The 17540-nt window shown below is 43.7% G+C and carries 15 protein-coding genes and 1 tRNA gene; 13 read left to right on the top strand and 3 right to left on the bottom strand.

Annotated features, from left to right (window positions below; all coding sequences use genetic code 11):
* Nucleotides 1–99 precede the first annotated feature (99 nt).
* Nucleotides 100–176, top strand: a tRNA-Asp gene (locus Q4519_RS20220).
* Nucleotides 177–208: 32 nt separating this feature from the next.
* On the opposite strand, the gene Q4519_RS20215 is transcribed toward Q4519_RS20220, so the two are convergent.
* On the bottom strand, nucleotides 209–1711 hold the full coding sequence (locus Q4519_RS20215) for a DUF3369 domain-containing protein (protein ID WP_303515482.1): 1503 nt from the start codon (nucleotides 1709–1711) through the stop codon (nucleotides 209–211).
* A 176-nt stretch (nucleotides 1712–1887) separates the two neighbouring features.
* Here Q4519_RS20215 and ndk point away from each other — a divergent pair, with 176 nt between their 5' ends.
* The 10 genes from ndk to Q4519_RS20165 all read left to right on the top strand — a co-directional run bounded on the left by ndk (nucleotide 1888) and on the right by Q4519_RS20165 (nucleotide 11402).
* Complete coding sequence (gene ndk / locus Q4519_RS20210) at nucleotides 1888–2319, top strand: nucleoside-diphosphate kinase (RefSeq protein ID WP_232800943.1); 432 nt, start codon at nucleotides 1888–1890, stop codon at nucleotides 2317–2319.
* Nucleotides 2320–2439: 120 nt separating this feature from the next.
* Nucleotides 2440–3567 carry a bifunctional tRNA (adenosine(37)-C2)-methyltransferase TrmG/ribosomal RNA large subunit methyltransferase RlmN gene (locus Q4519_RS20205; protein ID WP_232800945.1) on the top strand — a complete coding sequence of 376 codons (1128 nt, stop codon included), beginning with the start codon at nucleotides 2440–2442 and terminating at the stop codon, nucleotides 3565–3567.
* A 21-nt stretch (nucleotides 3568–3588) separates the two neighbouring features.
* Entirely contained in the window at nucleotides 3589–4353 is a 765-nt protein-coding gene (pilW, locus tag Q4519_RS20200; protein WP_232800947.1) for a type IV pilus biogenesis/stability protein PilW, read from the top strand.
* Nucleotides 4343–5281: a RodZ domain-containing protein gene (locus Q4519_RS20195; RefSeq protein ID WP_303515475.1), complete on the top strand. Its 939-nt coding sequence runs from the start codon at nucleotides 4343–4345 to the stop codon at nucleotides 5279–5281. Before pilW ends, Q4519_RS20195 begins: the two co-directional genes overlap by 11 nt.
* A gap of 5 nt (nucleotides 5282–5286) precedes the next feature.
* The gene (ispG, locus tag Q4519_RS20190) at nucleotides 5287–6402 is read left to right on the top strand and encodes a flavodoxin-dependent (E)-4-hydroxy-3-methylbut-2-enyl-diphosphate synthase (protein WP_232800951.1); all 1116 of its coding nucleotides are present in this window, start codon (nucleotides 5287–5289) and stop codon (nucleotides 6400–6402) included.
* 97 nt (nucleotides 6403–6499) lie between these two features.
* Nucleotides 6500–7780 carry a histidine--tRNA ligase gene (gene hisS / locus Q4519_RS20185; RefSeq protein WP_303515470.1) on the top strand — a complete coding sequence of 427 codons (1281 nt, stop codon included), beginning with the start codon at nucleotides 6500–6502 and terminating at the stop codon, nucleotides 7778–7780.
* Nucleotides 7781–7791: 11 nt separating this feature from the next.
* Nucleotides 7792–8442, top strand: a complete 651-nt coding sequence (locus tag Q4519_RS20180; protein WP_303515467.1) for a tetratricopeptide repeat protein — start codon at nucleotides 7792–7794, stop codon at nucleotides 8440–8442.
* Complete coding sequence (gene bamB / locus Q4519_RS20175; protein ID WP_303515464.1) at nucleotides 8435–9616, top strand: outer membrane protein assembly factor BamB; 1182 nt, start codon at nucleotides 8435–8437, stop codon at nucleotides 9614–9616. Before Q4519_RS20180 ends, bamB begins: the two co-directional genes overlap by 8 nt.
* A 73-nt stretch (nucleotides 9617–9689) precedes the next feature.
* Nucleotides 9690–11159: a ribosome biogenesis GTPase Der gene (der, locus tag Q4519_RS20170; protein WP_232800959.1), complete on the top strand. Its 1470-nt coding sequence runs from the start codon at nucleotides 9690–9692 to the stop codon at nucleotides 11157–11159.
* Between the two features lie 12 nt (nucleotides 11160–11171).
* Nucleotides 11172–11402 (top strand): zinc ribbon domain-containing protein, encoded by a 231-nt coding sequence (locus Q4519_RS20165; RefSeq protein ID WP_303515461.1) that lies wholly within the window; start codon nucleotides 11172–11174, stop codon nucleotides 11400–11402.
* Between the two features lie 54 nt (nucleotides 11403–11456).
* Here Q4519_RS20165 and Q4519_RS20160 read toward each other — a convergent pair whose 3' ends face one another.
* Together Q4519_RS20160 and xseA are read right to left on the bottom strand one after the other, a co-directional pair.
* Nucleotides 11457–11627 carry a hypothetical protein gene (locus Q4519_RS20160; RefSeq protein ID WP_232800963.1) on the bottom strand — a complete coding sequence of 57 codons (171 nt, stop codon included), beginning with the start codon at nucleotides 11625–11627 and terminating at the stop codon, nucleotides 11457–11459.
* Nucleotides 11628–11784: 157 nt separating this feature from the next.
* A complete protein-coding gene (xseA, locus tag Q4519_RS20155) occupies nucleotides 11785–13101 on the bottom strand; it encodes an exodeoxyribonuclease VII large subunit (protein ID WP_303515457.1) in 1317 nt (438 codons plus the stop codon).
* Between the two features lie 178 nt (nucleotides 13102–13279).
* Between xseA and guaB the strand changes: the two genes are divergently transcribed.
* Together guaB and guaA are read left to right on the top strand one after the other, a co-directional pair.
* Complete coding sequence (guaB, locus tag Q4519_RS20150) at nucleotides 13280–14743, top strand: IMP dehydrogenase (RefSeq protein ID WP_232800967.1); 1464 nt, start codon at nucleotides 13280–13282, stop codon at nucleotides 14741–14743.
* A gap of 77 nt (nucleotides 14744–14820) precedes the next feature.
* Entirely contained in the window at nucleotides 14821–16401 is a 1581-nt protein-coding gene (gene guaA, locus Q4519_RS20145; protein WP_232800969.1) for a glutamine-hydrolyzing GMP synthase, read from the top strand.
* Nucleotides 16402–17540: the final 1139 nt, after the last annotated feature.

Raw genomic sequence — 17540 nt, 5'->3', positions numbered from 1 at the left:
CGGTAGTTCAGTTGGTTAGAATACCGGCCTGTCACGCCGGGGGTCGCGGGTTCGAGTCCCGTCCGCTCCGCCAATATCTACTCGATAGCGCCCAATAGCGGAGTGGTAGTTCAGTTGGTTAGAATACCGGCCTGTCACGCCGGGGGTCGCGGGTTCGAGTCCCGTCCACTCCGCCAATAAGCGTAAATAGCAACAATTCCCATCTTTTTCAGTCTACGTACTTTTGCTTTATCTCTAAAAATAAGTCTAGATTATCATTAAGTATCTTTACCAAGTTTGGGTCGAAGTGCTTACCAGATTCGCTATTGATCAGTTCCATAATACTATCGATTCCCCAAGGCTCTTTATAACAACGCCTTGATCCAAGTGCATCAAACACATCAGCTAATGCAGTTAGTCGCCCCTCAATCGGAATATCTTCGCCTCTCAAGCCATTAGGGTAACCTGAGCCATCCCATTTTTCGTGATGATACATGGCAATAGCCGCGCCAGTTTGCAGTAAAGGGATGTCCGAATCGTAGAGCATATCGTAGCCTAGCTTGGCATGAGTTTGCATGATTGCCCACTCATCTGAATCGAGTTTAGCTGGCTTGTTGAGGATCGCATCGGGGATCCCTACTTTACCAATATCGTGTAATGGTGATGCTTGTTTCAAGGTTTCTACTTGTTCATTATCCATGCCCGTTAAACTTGCCAGTAGCGCGGTGTAATTCGCCACTCGTTTAACATGGCTACCTGATTCTTTCGAACGACTTTCTACGACTTCGCCCAAGCGATACATAATTTCTTTTTGATTATCTTCAATCACTTCATTCAAGCGAATATTTTCAAGGGCAACCACTATATTTTCGGTAAACAAATTGAGTAGATGAGTATCTACCTCCGACAGCTGTTGCGTTCCTTCAATATGAAAAATTAAATTGTGACGTGGGTTTTTGCAATAAATAACAACTTCACTTTCTTGATAAATATTGGTTTTATCTTTTATCGCTAGCTGTAAGATGGGGTGTTGCTGCATGTCATCGGCTTGAGTTTTATCTGATGAAGTAGAATGGATCATTTCCAGTTCAGTATTTTTTAGCTCATAGGCATGCTTGATACTGTAAATAGTTGTTTCTTCTAACTCTAATAGAGCTGTTAATTGCTCAAGAGCGCCTTCAACAAAGGTATCGAGGGCCGTTTTTTCGAAAATACCTTTCGACGCTTGAATCACTTTCTCTAGTCCACGTTTATTACGTTGTAGGCTACAGATATCGCGATAAGAACGCAGGCTTGCACGAATTAAGGTGCGTAGTTTCTGTGAGGTTAACTCGGTTTTGTCTTTGTAATCATTAATGTCGTAACTTTCTACAACATCATCTTCAGGCGCCTGACCAGGCTGACCGGTTCTCAGCACTATTCGCACACTGTGGTTGTCTAATTGCTCACGAATATAGCGTACAACTTGCAAGCCTGCATCGTCGGTTTCCATCACCACATCGAGTAAAACCAATGCAATATCAGTTTCTTGCTTCAAGATTTCTCGTGCTTCGCTGGCAGAATAAGCATGTAAAAAAGTAATACTTTTACCATCAAAGCGAAACTGGCTTAATGTTACTTTTGTAATGCGATGTACTTCAGATTCATCATCAACGATCAGCACCTTCCAGCTTTGTATTGCGCTATCATGCACTTGCTCATCATCGTCAATAATTAGAATATCATCATCCATGGTTCCAGCCTGAGATAGGAAAAATAGTTATACTTAAGAAATAGACTATCTTATTGAGTTTTCAACTATATGAATGAAAGAGTTGGTGTGTCATCACGGCTTAACTTGGCTTTATATATTTCAGTGCATATAATCGAGCCCTTAAATTTTTTTATAAAATAGATAGGATAGTTTACATGGCTGTAGAAACCACTTTTTCGATTATTAAACCGGATGCTGTCAAGCGTAATTTAATTGGTAGTATATATCAGCGCTTTGAAGCAGCTGGTTTGCATATTGTTGCGGCGAAAATGATCCAACTAGATCAGGAGAAAGCAGCTGGTTTTTATGCTGAGCACCTTGGCCGTCCTTTTTATGAGCCGCTGATTGATTTTATGACTTCTGGCCCTATCGTGGTACAGGTTTTACAAGGTGAAAACGCGATAGCAAAAAACCGTGAAATTATGGGTAAGACTAATTTTGAGGAAGCAGATCCAGGAACCATCCGTGCTGATTTTGCTACTTCGGTGCGAGAAAATTGTGTTCATGGCTCAGACAGTACTGAATCTGCCCAGCGTGAAATAGCTTACTTTTTCAATTCTGATGAAATATTCGCCGACAAATCATAACGATAACAAAAAGCATTGGGCTAACCAGTGCTTTTATCTCAATCTGCGCTAGTAACCTCCTCGTAAACTTTGTACAATTCGCGACCGATTTTTCGCTGTATTCCACCGCTGTGAGAGCTTATGACTGACCAAAAAATTAACTTACTTGATTTAAACCGTGAAGGCTTACGTCAATTTTTCGCTGAAATGGATGAAAAGCCGTTTCGGGCAGATCAAGTCATGAAGTGGATTTATCATTATTGTGTTGATGATTTTGATGAAATGACCAACATTAATAAAAAACTACGTGAAAAACTGAAGCAAACGGCAGAAATTAAAGCGCCAGAAGTGTCAGTTGAGCAACGCAGTGCTGATGGGACCATCAAGTGGGCAATGAAGGTTGGTAATCAAGATGTTGAAACTGTCTACATTCCTGAAGGTGATCGCGCGACTTTGTGTGTTTCATCTCAAGTTGGCTGTGCCCTTGAATGTAAGTTTTGCTCAACCGCTCAGCAAGGCTTTAACCGTAATTTGTCGGTATCTGAAATTATCGGTCAAGTATGGCGCGCCGCTCAAATTATCGGTCCTGTGAAGGCAAATGGCACCGGACAGCGCCCGATCACCAATGTTGTGATGATGGGAATGGGCGAGCCTTTACTCAACATGAAGAACTTAGTACCAGCATTAGAATTAATGCTCGATGATCTTGGTTTTGCTTTATCCAAGCGCCGCGTAACCGTATCGACATCGGGTGTGGTGCCAGCATTAGATATCTTAGGTGATAAAATAGATGTGGCGTTAGCTATCTCACTTCATGCGCCAAATGATGAACTTCGTTCAGACATGATGCCGATTAATGATAAGTACAATATTCAAAACTTTTTGGATGGCGTACGACGCTATATTGCTAAGTCCAAAGCGAATCGTGGTAAAGTTACCATCGAGTATGTGTTACTCGACCATTACAATGATTCAACGGATTTGGCTCACGAGCTTGCCCATCTTGTTAAAGATTTACCATGTAAAATTAACTTGATCCCTTTCAATCCGTTCCCTAATTCCGGCTATGCTAAGCCAAGTAATAGTCGCGTTGATCGCTTTAATAAAGTGTTGCAAGAATACGGCTATACCGTAACCGTTCGTAAGACTCGTGGCGACGATATTGATGCCGCATGTGGACAATTAGTTGGTGATGTTATTGATAGAACTAAGCGAACTGCTAAAAAACGGATGCAAGGCGAGTCGATTTCCGTCACAATGACAGAATAATTTGTTAGATACTTGTGGTGTATGAAAAAACTTATCCTAGGTGCGAGTGTTTTATTGAGTCTACTCGGCTGTGTCAGTGAAACTACGGTGGCAGGAAAAAGTGTTAGCCAAAACATGGATAGCAATGGTGCGGCTAAAGCAAGAATGCAGTTAGGTATTCAGTACTTACAGCAGGGTAATACTGAGCAAGCAAAGTTTAATCTTGAAAGAGCGCTCGCCTACAACTCAAAAGATCCAGAAATTCATCGTGCTCTGGCTTATTACTACGAAGTAGTCAATGAGCCAAGGCAGGCTGAAAAGGCCTATCGTCAAGCGTTATCAATAAACCGCAATGATGCGGATACCATGAATAATTACGGCACTTTTCTCTGCCGAGAAAAAAAATATGCGGAAGCTGAAGAGCAATTTCTTCGTGCGGTAAAAGAAACCACTTATGTTCGAGTGGGTGATACTTACGAAAATGCTGGCTTATGCGCCAGAGAATCAGGACAGTTGGATAAGGCTCTAGAGTATTTTGATAGCGCACTTTCTCATAGCCCTCGCAGGCCTTTATCCTTACTTGAAATGGCCGGCATACATGTTACTCAAGAAAATTATGATGTAGCGCGTAACTACCTACTACAATATCAAAAAGTAGCCAGTGATACGCCACAGAGCTTATGGACTTGGATCCGTCTTGAGTCTGCACAAAATCGCGAAACGGCGGTCAAGTCTTTTGGTCGTCGTTTAGTCAATAAATTTCCTCAGTCTACTGAGTCTCAACATTATTTAAAAAATGAATACTGAAAATAATTCCCCAGAAGAAATTACGCCTGAAGTCGCTCCTCAGGGGCCGGGTCTCCTGCTACGAAATGAGCGAGAGAAGCAAGGCTTAAGTGTTGAAGAGATAGCGGCACGTTTAAATTTACGCGCACATAATATTAATGATATCGAAAATGAGACTTTTGACCCTAAAGTGTCGACCACTTTTATTAAAGGTTATCTAAAGGCTTACGCTCGAATATTGGGCATTACCGAAGAGCAAATATTGAGTGCTTATTATCGATTGGGCATTGCTGAATCTAAATATGCACAAATGCAAAGTTTTTCTCAGCGCACTCAGCAAGAAGCACACAACAACCGTCTTACTTGGATCAGCTATGCCATTGGTGCTGGTTTAGTTGGGATGTTGGTATGGTGGTGGTTACAAAAAGCCAGCTTGGAGCCTGCCACATCAGAACAATTGGTCAACGAAAGTGTTATCGTATCAGATGAGGCAGAAGTTCCGACTCGCTCATTGCCAATAGCTGAGCAAGTGTCAGAAGATAGCGAAGCAGTGCTCCCTGAGGAAGTCCCAGCACAAGAGCCAGAGAGCGTTGAAGGCGAAACAGAGCTCAACAGTGATGAAGCTCTCGAGACAGAAACAACAGAAACAACAGCAACGCCAGTGGCAACAACGCCTGAGCCCAGCAACAAAGCTGATCTCAGCGCACTTGAAGTCGGTTTCACATTTAGTAACGATTGTTGGATCAAAGTAACCGATGCTGACGATAAAACCTTGGCAATTGGTGTTAAAGAAAAAGGGTCTACTTTGTCTTTAACGGGTAAGGCGCCTTTTAAACTCACCATCGGTGCACCAAAAGCAGTTGAGATAACTTATAACAATCGAACCTTTGATATGACTCAATTCAAAGCGGGTAAAATAGCGCGTTTTGAATTACCGGAAAAAGAATAAGAATCATGCATCAAACTTCTCCTATTATTCGCCGTAACAGCACTCAAATAATGGTTGGTAATGTGCCTGTGGGGGGAGATGCCCCTATTGCTGTGCAATCGATGACTAACACTCGTACCACAGACGTCGATGCCACAGTGAAGCAGATTAAAGCCCTTGAAGATGTCGGGGCTGACATTGTCCGTGTATCTGTTCCCACAATGGATGCTGCTGAAGCATTCAAGCTCATTAAACAACAAGTGAATGTACCGCTGGTGGCGGATATCCATTTTGATTACCGCATCGCGCTTAAGGTTGCCGAGTATGGCGTTGATTGTTTGCGGATCAATCCTGGTAATATTGGTCGCGAAGACAGAATTCGTGCGGTAGTTGATTGTGCCCGAGACAAAAATATCCCTATCCGCATTGGTGTGAATGGCGGCTCTTTAGAACGAGACATTCAAGAAAAATACGGTGAGCCAACAGCTGAAGCGTTGCTGGAGTCAGCCATGCGCCATGTTGATATTTTGGATCGCCTTAACTTTGACCAATTTAAGGTCAGCGTAAAAGCATCGGATGTTTTTTTAGCGGTCGGCGCATACCGTTTACTGGCTAAGCAAATTGTACAGCCGTTACATCTTGGCATTACCGAAGCGGGTGGATTGCGTAGTGGCTCGGTTAAGTCTGCCGTAGGTCTTGGTATGTTACTGGCTGAAGGTATTGGTGATACGCTGCGCGTTTCATTAGCTGCCGACCCTATCGAAGAAATAAAAGTGGCTTACGACATTCTAAAGTCTTTGCGCATTCGTAGTCGCGGCATTAACTTTATTGCTTGCCCTAGCTGCTCTCGTCAAGAATTTGATGTTATTAATACCGTTAATGCACTTGAGCAGCGTTTAGAAGATGTTTCTACCGCGCTAGATGTGTCAATCATAGGCTGTGTGGTCAACGGCCCAGGTGAAGCATTAATCTCTGATTTAGGGATCACAGGCAGTAGCAACCGCAGTGGTTATTATGAAGATGGCGTAAGACAAAAAGAACGCTTTGATAACGATAATCTAGTGGATTTGTTAGAAGCAAAAATCCGCGCACGTATTTCAACGATGGATCCGAGTAAAAAAATCGATATTCTTAACCGCTAAACTGCGATTCTGGCAAAGCCAGGTTTTACCTGGCTTTCAAAAATCCCTATAATGCCCTTAATTTCAAGCCCATCATCATTTAATAACGGATTCTCTAGTGGCCAAATCGATCCAAGCTATTCGCGGGATGAACGATTGTTTACCCGAACAAACGCCAGTATGGCAAAAAGTAGAAAATACGCTTAAGCAAGTTGTCAGCAGCTATGGTTATTCTGAAATTAGAATGCCGATTGTTGAAAGTACGCATTTATTCAAGCGTTCAATCGGTGAAGTAACTGACATTGTTGAAAAAGAGATGTACACCTTTGATGATCGCAATGGTGACAGCTTAACACTACGACCAGAGGGCACAGCCTCTTGTGTTCGTGCTGGTAATGAACATGGCTTGTTATATAACCAAGAGCGTCGCTTATGGTATATCGGTCCAATGTTCCGTCATGAACGGCCACAAAAAGGTCGCTATCGTCAGTTTCACCAGTTTGGTGTTGAAGTATTTGGCATGGCCAGTGCAGATATCGATGCTGAAGTGATTCTAATGACTGCGCAGTTTTGGCAAAAACTGGGTTTAACGGAGCATGTTGAACTGCAACTAAACTCGTTAGGCTCAAACGAAGCTCGCGCGGTTTATCGTGATGCACTGGTGGCGTTTTTAACCGAACATGAAGCGGTGCTAGATGAAGACAGCAAACGTCGCATGCATACTAATCCATTACGTGTGTTAGATTCTAAAAATCCTGATGTTCAAAGGATTTTAGTTGATGCGCCTAAGCTATCTGAGTACCTCGACCAAGAGTCCAAAGATCACTTTGCCAAGTTGTGTCAAATTCTTGATGCTGCAGGCGTCAAATACGTGGTGAATGAGAAGATAGTGCGAGGTTTAGATTACTACAACCGCACGGTTTTTGAATGGGTAACAGAAAGCCTTGGCTCACAAGGCACGGTTTGTGCGGGCGGTCGTTATGATGGTCTAGTTGAGCAAATTGGTGGTAAAGCCACACCTGCTGTTGGTTTTGCTATGGGCCTTGAACGTTTAGTGTTAATGCTAGATACATTAGATTTAAACCAAGATATAGCCCCCGAAGTGGATGTTTATTCCGTATTAGTGGGCGAGGGCACAGATATTCAAGGTATGCTGCTCACTCAGCAATTGCGCCAAACGTTGCCAAGTATTAAAGTGATGAACCATTGCGGCGGCGGAAATTTTAAAAAGCAGATGAAGCGCGCTGACAAATCCGGTGCCCGTATTGCACTGATCTTGGGTGAATCTGAAATGGAAACCAATCAGGTCACTGTAAAAGATCTTACAGGGAAGAACGAACAACAAACCGTTGCACAATCAGCATTGGCTGATGTCGTTGCAACGATGCTTGAGAATTAAGGGGTATTAAAGTGGTAGGTTACGAAACCGAAGAACAACAAGTTGACGCGATCAAAAACTGGTGGAAAGAAAACGGCACCGCCGTTATTTTTGGCACCGTGATTGGCTTAGGTTCGCTATGGGGTTGGCGTTTTTATAACGAGCAAAAAATTGCCAGCCAAGAACAAGCGTCGCAAGCTTATACTCAAGCGATCACTACCCTAGAAACAGGCTCGGAAGATGCTATCAGCAGTACGCAAGCATTTATTGACAGCAATGCTGATAATAACTACGGCACATTAGCTGCGCTGATGTTGGCTAAAGTGGCTGTTGATAAAGGTGACTTTGAACTAGCCTTATCACAATTAGAGTGGGCTAAGAAAAATAAAGTTAGTGAAGTATTACTCCCAACAGTCAACTTACGCTTAGCAAGAGTGCAAACCGAGTTAAAGCAATTTGATGCTGCGCTGGCCACATTAGCTGAAGTCAAAGATGATGCCTTCAAAGCGAAAGCAGAGGAAGCTAAGGGTGATATTTTATTACTTCAAGGCCAAGCGCAAAAAGCGCGAGCGGCATACCAATCGGCAGTGCTAGCGGGTGGCAATACAGGTAATCCAGCGCTGCAAATCAAACTTGACGACTTAGCTGAAACAACGCTAACGGATGAGGTTGTTAATGGATAATTGGTTGAAAAAGATCACTTTTGGTTGCGCCGCAGTGGCGTTATTACAAGGGTGTTCTTTGTTCGATTCAGAAGAAGATACAGTGGTAATGGCAGAGCTGCCAGTGATCACACAATCTTATGAACCACAACAGCAGTGGCAAACCTCAGTGGGTGATGGGGTTGAGCATTATTATTCTCAACTTAGACCCGCTTTCATCGACAGCAGCGTTTATGTGGCTGATCGTGAAGGTATCGTCAAGGCGCTAGATATCAATACCGGTCAGCAACTTTGGCAGATTGACTTGAGTGAGCATGAAGCCAACGTGTTGAAAAGAGGCGCGCGCATATCAGGGGCCATTAGTGCGAGTTATGACGCGATTTACTTAGGCACTGAGAATGCTCAATTGTTTGCGATTGATGCCGAAACCGGAGAAGTACGTTGGGTTGCCAACACCGGAGGCGAAGTGATTGCTAAACCACTATTAGAAGGTGGTAAAGTTATTGTTCATAATAGCCGTGGCGATCTCTATGCTTTCCAAGAATATAATGGCGAAAAGCTGTGGCAGTTAACATTAGATCAGCCTGCTTTAACTTTACGTAGTTCATCTGAGCCTATCGAGGCCGGTGGTGCAGTGCTTTATGGCCGTGCAGATGGTAAATTTGCTGCTGTTTTTACCGAAAATGGCATGCCTATCTGGGAGCGTAGAGTCGCAGTGCCAAAAGGCGCAACCGAGTTAGACCGAATTGTTGATGTGGATGCCAAGCCATTAGTGGTTGGTACTACCGCGTACGTGATAGCTTACAATGGTGAACTACTTGCCATTGACTTACAAAGCGGTGAAACGTTATGGAAACGTAGCTATTCCGCTTACAACTCAATGGATATTTCTGGATTTACCCTTTATTTAACCGATGATAAAGGCCACATTTATGCCGTTGACCGTCGTAATGGCGCGCAAATATGGAGTAACACTCAGTTAGAGTACCGTAATCTTACTGCACCTTTGGTTGCTGGTGAGTATATTTTAGTGGGCGACGCTGAAGGTTATTTACATTGGCTAGACAGTGACGGAAGGTTTGTTGCGCAGCAAGAATTAGATAGCGATGGTTTATACACAGTACCAGTGCTTTATCAAGATAAAGTAATAGTGCAAACACGCAGCGGTAAAGTTATTGCGTTAAGTAAACCGTAAAAACTAAAGCGTTATCATATTGTTAAATGGCTCCTTACTGTAAGGGGCCTTTGTTATTTATAGGATTATATAGATGTTACCTGTGCTCGCACTTGTAGGACGCCCTAATGTAGGCAAATCCACCTTGTTCAACCGATTAACCCGTACTCGAGATGCGTTAGTAGCTGATTTTCCAGGCTTAACTCGAGATCGCAAATATGGCCAGGCTAACGTTGCAGACCACCAGTTTATTGTTGTCGATACCGGCGGTATCACTGGTGATGAAGAGGGCATTGATGCCTTGATGGCAGGCCAATCCTTACAAGCAATCGAAGAAGCCGATGCAGTATTTTTCTTAGTTGACGCTCGCGCAGGCCTCACCGTAGCGGATGAAGCGATTGCAATGCACTTACGTAAGCAAGATAAAAAGGTATTTTTGGTTGCCAATAAAACGGATGGCATCGATGCGGACTCAGCTGTGGGTGAGTTTTACAAAATGGCCCTTGGTGAAGTTTACCAAATTGCAGCAGCCCACGGTAAAGGGGTGCGCTCTTTAATCGAAAAGGCGTTCGATGACTTTGACATTGTTCAACCTGAGCCTGAACCAGAAGAGCATGATTTTAGTGAATTGGATCTCGCGCAACTTGATGCTATTGAAGAAGCTGAAATTGCCGAGCAAGAGCAAGCCTTTGCTGATATGCCGATTAAACTGGCTATTATTGGCCGTCCTAATGTGGGTAAATCAACACTAACCAACCGCATTTTAGGCGAAGAGCGCGTGATTGTGTATGATGCGCCCGGTACCACTCGTGACAGTATCTACATCCCCATGCAACGTGATGATCAAGAATATGTATTAATTGATACTGCGGGTGTGCGCCGTCGTAAAAAGGTCTATGAAACAGTAGAAAAATTTTCAGTGATCAAAACCTTAAAAGCGATCGAAGATGCCAACGTAGTGATGCTGATCATTGATGCGCGTGAGAATATCTCTGACCAAGATTTAAGCTTATTAGGTTATACCCTAAATGCTGGCCGCTCGCTGATTGTGGTGGTGAATAAATGGGACGGCATTGACTCAGAAGTGAAAGACCGAGTTAAAAGTGAGCTTGATCGCCGTCTAGGTTTTATTGACTTTGCTCGAGTACACTTTATCTCTGCGCTACACGGCACAGGTGTGGGTCACTTATTTGAATCGGTACAAGAAGCTTATACGTCGGCGACTAAACGTGTTTCAACGTCAATGTTGACGCGAATTATGCAAATGGCAGCGGAAGACCATCAGCCGCCAATGGTGAAAGGCAGACGAGTTAAACTACGTTACGCTCATGCGGGTGGCTACAACCCACCACGGTTGATAGTGCATGGTAACCAAGTATCGGCATTACCTGACTCTTATAAACGTTACCTAATGAACTACTTTAGGAAGTCACTGAATTTAATGGGAACCCCAATCCGCGTTGAATTTAAAGAGGGTGAAAACCCGTTTGCAGGCAAAGTGAATAAATTGACCGCTTCACAAGAGCGTAAGCGTAAACGTATGATGAAGTTTCATAAGAAATAGTAAGGTTTTGTTATGAAAGAATTAAATTGTCCCCAATGTAGTCAAGTGATGACTTACTTAGGTAAATTTGTCTACCAATGTCAAACTTGTGCGCAAGACTATCAAGCGCAAGCTCATTGTGCTGCTTGTGGTGAGCGCCTTGAAATACTTAAGGCATGTGGGGCGGTGGACTTTTTTTGTAATAGCTGTAACGAAATGAAATCGAAATCGAGCGCGGACTATCGTCTCAATAAAATAATATAGCTGACTGTTATCCCCAAAGATGCACTTGCCTGGCGGGGCAAGTGCACTTTATCCCTACAAATCTCTTTCTAGGTCAATAATAGCTTGTTCATGTAGTGCGCTTTCCAATTCATGCTCAGCTTCATGCAGCATGTGCTCAGCTTGATGAATATGCTCTTCAGCAAGGTGGATTTTTCGCTCTACTTTCTCTTCTTCAGTAAGATAACTTGCGGTTTTAGTGTTCATTTAATACCTCCAATTTTAGAGAATGGAGGAGAACATAGCCCCTCATGCTCTCCACTCTTTAATATTAGTGGATTTATCAAACTTTTCGCATTGTTTTATATCTAGCTGAGCAGTATTTATTGTTGTGATGAGAAATACATTATTGATATTGAGCTTGCTACTTCACAACAGACTGAATCACCCCGTTAGCAACACGTGTACTTAAGAGTTCACCACTTTTTACTTGTTCAATTTGCTGTATGACATCGCCAGCTTGATTACTGGTAATCGAGTACCCCCGCGCCAAAGTGGCTAATGGGCTAACTGCTTGCAGTTGTCCCACCACACTTTGCTGCTGTTGCTGATGTTTATCCAATAGTGTGCGCATACCACGAGATAGCCTAGCTGCTAATTGTTGCTGCTGTTGTTGCAGCTGCGTTACTTGAAATCCAGGTTGAAACTGAAATAGCTGCTGGCTTAACCGTTCAGAGTGATACTTTTGTTGGGTTAAACGGCCTTGCATAGCCCTTCTTAAGCGAGCGTCAAGCTCATCTAATCGCTGTGCCTGAAGTTGCAGCTTTTTTCTTGGCTCATGATATTGCAATTGTTGATGCAATAGTTGAAAACGATTTTGTTGTTGGCGTAATTGTTGATTGATCGCGCGAACCAAACGCGCATTGAGTTGTTGCAACTGATGCTGCCAATGCTCACTGTTGCCACTGAGTAACTCGGCGGCGGCTGAAGGGGTCGCTGCGCGCAAATCAGCGACAAAGTCACAAATAGTGACATCTACTTCATGGCCAACTGCGCTGATCACTGGAATAGTGGAATTAAAGACCGCGCGAGCTAATGCTTCTTCATTAAAGCACCACAAGTCTTCTAACGAGCCGCCGCCGCGACCCAATACAATCACATCAACCTCATTGCGTTGATTGGCCGTTTGCAGCGCCTTAACTAATTGCGCCGTCGCCGCTTTACCTTGAACCGCACTGGGGTAAACAATGATCTGGAGCAGTGGATTACGGCGTTTAAGTACCGATAATAAATCGTGAATAGCCGCGCCAGTGGCGGAAGTGATTAAGCCGACCTTAGTAGGCGTGGTTGGCAGCGGTTGCTTATGCTGGCTGGCGAACAGTCCCTCTGCAGCCAGTTTAAATTTGAGCACATCAAATGCTTGTTGCAGTAGGCCTTCGCCTTCCGGTGCCATCGACTCTAATATCAGCTGGTAATCACCTCTTGGTTCATACAAGCTTAATTTGGCACGCACCAACACTTGCATACCGTTTTTAGGCTGTAGCCTTACTTTACTATTGCTCCCTTTAAACATGGCACATTTAACTTGCGCACTGTGATCTTTGAGGGTGAGATACCAGTGCCCAGAAGCGGCTATTGTAAGGTTCGATATCTCGCCACTGAGCCACACGGTACCTAAGCCTGATTCTAACAATTTTTTAACTTCACCATTGAGGCGGCTAACCGTGTAAATGGATTGCAAACTTCAGTTCCAGGTTAATAAATGTGTTGGAGAGAGGGATTTTAGCAGTAAAAGGTTTGCCGTGGCGACAGCCGTATAAAAAGATGAAAATTTGTTGAAATTGTATTTGTTAAAAGTGTGACAAAGCCCTATAATCCGAACGCAATATTCTACTCCCAACCGCTGTTGAGATATTGCAATGCTAAGAATCGCAAAAGAAGCTTTAACCTTTGATGACGTACTCCTTGTACCAGGTCATTCTACTGTTTTACCTAATACAGCTAGTCTAAAAACTCGCCTAACACGTAAAATTTCACTTAATATTCCAGTTGTATCGGCTGCGATGGATACCGTCACTGAAGCACGTCTCGCTATTTCTTTAGCGCAAGAAGGCGGCATTGGTTTTATCCATAAAAACATGTCGATTGAAGCGCAAGCAGAGCAAGTTCGCTTAGTAAAAATCTACGAAAGTGGTGTGGTTTCTTCACCTGTAACGGTTACGCCGCAGATGACCCTTCGTGAAATTAAAGCGTTAACTGAACTACACGGTTTTGCGGGCTACCCAGTTGTTGAAAATGGCGATGAAGTGGTCGGCATTGTCACAGGTCGTGACGTGGTATTTGAAGAAGACTTGGCCAAGCCAGTTTCTGCGGTAATGACGACTAAAGAACGGTTAGTGACGGTTAAACCGGATGCAACACGTGAAGAAGTTATCAAAGTGATGCATGAAAACCGTATCGAAAAAGTTATCTTAGTGGATGATGCTTTCAAGCTTAAAGGCTTGATCACAGTAAAAGACTTTAAGAAAGCTGAGCGTAAACCTAATGCTTGTAAAGATGAGCTAGGTCGCTTACGCGTTGGTGCTGCAGTCGGCTCTGGCGAAGGTAACGAAGAGCGTATTAAAGCCTTAGTTGATGCAGGCGTTGACGTTCTGCTTATTGACTCTTCACATGGTCATTCTCAAGGCGTACTTGATCGCATTAAAGCGACACGTGCCGCATACCCTAATTTACAAATTATCGGCGGTAACGTCGCAACAGCTGAAGGTGCTAAAGCCTTGGTTGCTGCGGGTGTTGACGCGGTTAAAGTGGGGATTGGCCCAGGCTCAATTTGTACTACACGTATCGTAACGGGTTGTGGTGTTCCACAAATTACTGCCATTTCTGACGCTGTAGAAGCGTTAGCGGGTACTGACGTTCCAGTTATTGCTGATGGCGGCATTCGCTTCTCGGGTGATATTGCTAAAGCTATTGTTGCTGGCGCATCGTGTGTAATGATGGGCAGCATGTTTGCTGGTACTGAAGAATCGCCAGGTGAAGTGGTCTTATTCCAAGGTCGTTCATTCAAACTATACCGCGGTATGGGCTCACTGGGTGCAATGTCTAAAGGCTCTTCTGATCGTTATTTCCAATCGGATAACGCAGCAGACAAGTTAGTACCAGAAGGCATTGAAGGACGCGTTCCTTACAAAGGCCGCCTAAAAGAAATCATTCATCAACAAATGGGTGGTCTACGCTCATCAATGGGTCTGACTGGCTCAGCGACCATTGATGAAATGCGTACTAAACCGCAGTTTGTTAAAATTACCAGCGCAGGTATGGGTGAAAGCCACGTTCATGATGTGACCATCACGAAAGAAGCGCCAAACTATCGTTTAGGGTAATAGCTAAAACAGTTTTATGTTAAATAAGACGGCTTTTCGGCCGTCTTTGTTATTTTTGCCTGGAGCAATTGCAAATTATGAGCAAAAACATTCACGAACATCGCATTTTAATCTTAGATTTTGGATCTCAATACACGCAACTGATTGCACGTCGTATTCGTGAAATTGGGGTCTACTGTGAGCTTTGGAGCTGGGATGTTAGCGAAGAAGACATCAAAGAATTTAATCCAAATGGTATCGTGCTTGCTGGTGGCCCAGAAAGTGTGACCGCACCTAATTCGCCTCGTGCCCCTGAATACGTATTTACCGCAGGTGTACCGGTATTAGGTATTTGTTATGGCATGCAAACCATGTCTAAGCAATTGGGTGGCGAAGTCATCAAGGGTGAAGGCGAGGGTGAATTTGGTTATGCACAAATTGAAGTGCAAAACCCATCAGAGTTGTTTAAATCGATCGAAGATGCGGTTTCTGCTGATGGTAAAGCGCTACTTGATGTGTGGATGAGCCATGGCGATAAAGTGTCTCAAATTCCAGAAGGCTTTGTTACAGTTGCTAAGACCGCAACCTGTCAATTTGCGGCAATGGCGAACGAAGAAAAGAAATTTTACGGCGTGCAGTTCCATCCTGAAGTAACACACACTCGTCAAGGCGAGCGTATGTTATCGCACTTTGTAAAAGACATTTGTGGCTGTGATTCATTATGGACTCCGGCTTCAATTATTGAAGATGCGGTTGCGCGTATTAAAGAGCAAGTGGGTGATGATGAAGTTATCCTTGGTCTTTCTGGCGGGGTTGACTCATCAGTGGTGGCCATGCTTATTCAACGAGCTATAGGTGACAAGCTGACCTGTGTATTCGTTGATAACGGTCTACTGCGCTTAAATGAAGGCCAACAAGTAATGGAAATGTTTGGTGACCATTTTGGTCTCAACATTATTCATGTTGATGCTGAAAATCGCTTCTTAGATGCCATGGCGGGTCAAAGTGACCCAGAGCAAAAACGTAAAACCATTGGCCATGTGTTTGTTGATATCTTTGATGAAGAATCAAAGAAACTAACCAATGCAAAATGGCTCGCGCAAGGCACTATCTACCCTGACGTAATTGAATCGGCAGCGTCTAAAACCGGTAAAGCTCACGTGATTAAATCGCACCATAATGTGGGCGGTTTACCAGATGATATGGAAATGGGCTTAGTTGAGCCATTACGTGAACTGTTTAAAGATGAAGTGCGTAAAATTGGCCTAGAGCTAGGCCTACCATACGACATGCTTTATCGCCACCCATTCCCAGGGCCAGGCCTAGGTGTGCGCGTATTAGGTGAAGTGAAAAAAGAATACTGTGACCTGCTGCGCCGTGCAGACGCTATCTTTATCGAAGAGCTGCGCAAAGCCGACTTATACCACAAAGTAAGCCAAGCATTTGTGGTGTTCCTACCTGTTCGCTCAGTAGGGGTAATGGGGGACTGTCGTAAGTATGATTGGGTTGTTTCACTTCGCTGTGTTGAAACCATCGACTTTATGACCGCGCGTTGGTCGCATTTACCTTATGAACTCATTGGTCATGTGTCTAACCGCATTATCAATGAAATTGACGGCATCTCACGTGTGGTATATGACGTATCAGGCAAGCCGCCAGCAACCATTGAGTGGGAATAATCCCCCGTTTGGTAAGCACTGGTACTGACAGGCAATAAACTAGACTTAAGTCCGCGTAACTGCGGACTTTTTTTGTTTTTAGCCGAGGCAAATCTAGCAACACCAAGCACGGTTTGACAGGGGTATTTCGCGGGGTATTATCAAACTCAATACCATTAAAAAATACCTGATACCATATATTAAGCCGTTTAACTAACATGGTATCGAAAATGATTAGGTGATTGTATTTAAATGCGATTCATATTTATTCATGGTCAGTTTTCAGCATGGTATTAAATCCGAACTAAAACATGACAATGGCTTTGCAACTGCTGGACACGAGGACAAACGGCATGTAATCGACTGAGTGGGTTCGGATAATACTAACTCGTCGTATAACTATGCTATCTAGCCAGCTTCTATCAGCTGGTGGAGTCATGCCTAATTTCTATCAATCCGCTCAGAACTTAGCATTTCAGTTCAATTTTCCAGTTTTAAACGAACCGACAGTAGATGATCTAGTCGCAAATCAGTAAATATGATTTGGCAATTGTGGTGGTGGTTTGGTGCTTGAAGCTGGCGTGTTTTATAGCCTATTTATTTTGGTTGGTGTCCCAGCTTTCGAGGCTAAATATCGCTACCGCGATCCCCAAACCACTATGCCACTACAACCAATGCTAAATGGCACATGAAAAGGGTATAGACAGCCGAATAGGGGGAGGGGGTAATAGTTCTTCTTTATGGCGTTAAAACGCTTTTAAGCTTTTAAAACATGCTTTGGTTTGGTCGTAACAAAGAGTGATGATGTCCGAGCGCTAGCTACTTTATCCACGTCATGCTAGCGCTAGATAAGATGTGAGTTACTGAGCTGGTGGACTACGGCGAGCCTCGCCCTTAAGCCAAGGACAGGAGCGATAAATCTTGAGAGTTGTTTAGTGCATGAACGCACTAAATCAGGGCCGCTTTCGCGTAACAGTGTTATTAGCCGTTTTATCGGATTTTCACATCGCTTCGTGAGCTAGCGCTGTAAATAACTGTTTACCTTAGATAAAAATGATGTAAATATCGAGGGGGATGTTTTATATGTGCGTATTAACATGAAGTCGATCGGTTAATAACATCGATGCCGATCACTTGTACTCTTCTTTGTAGAACCTTTT

The sequence above is a fragment of the Motilimonas sp. 1_MG-2023 genome (genome assembly GCF_030547455.1).
GTDB lineage: Bacteria > Pseudomonadota > Gammaproteobacteria > Enterobacterales > CBDFNC01 > Motilimonas.
Note: the sequence above shows the minus strand (reverse complement) of the source record. Positions and strands in the feature narration are given on the sequence as shown.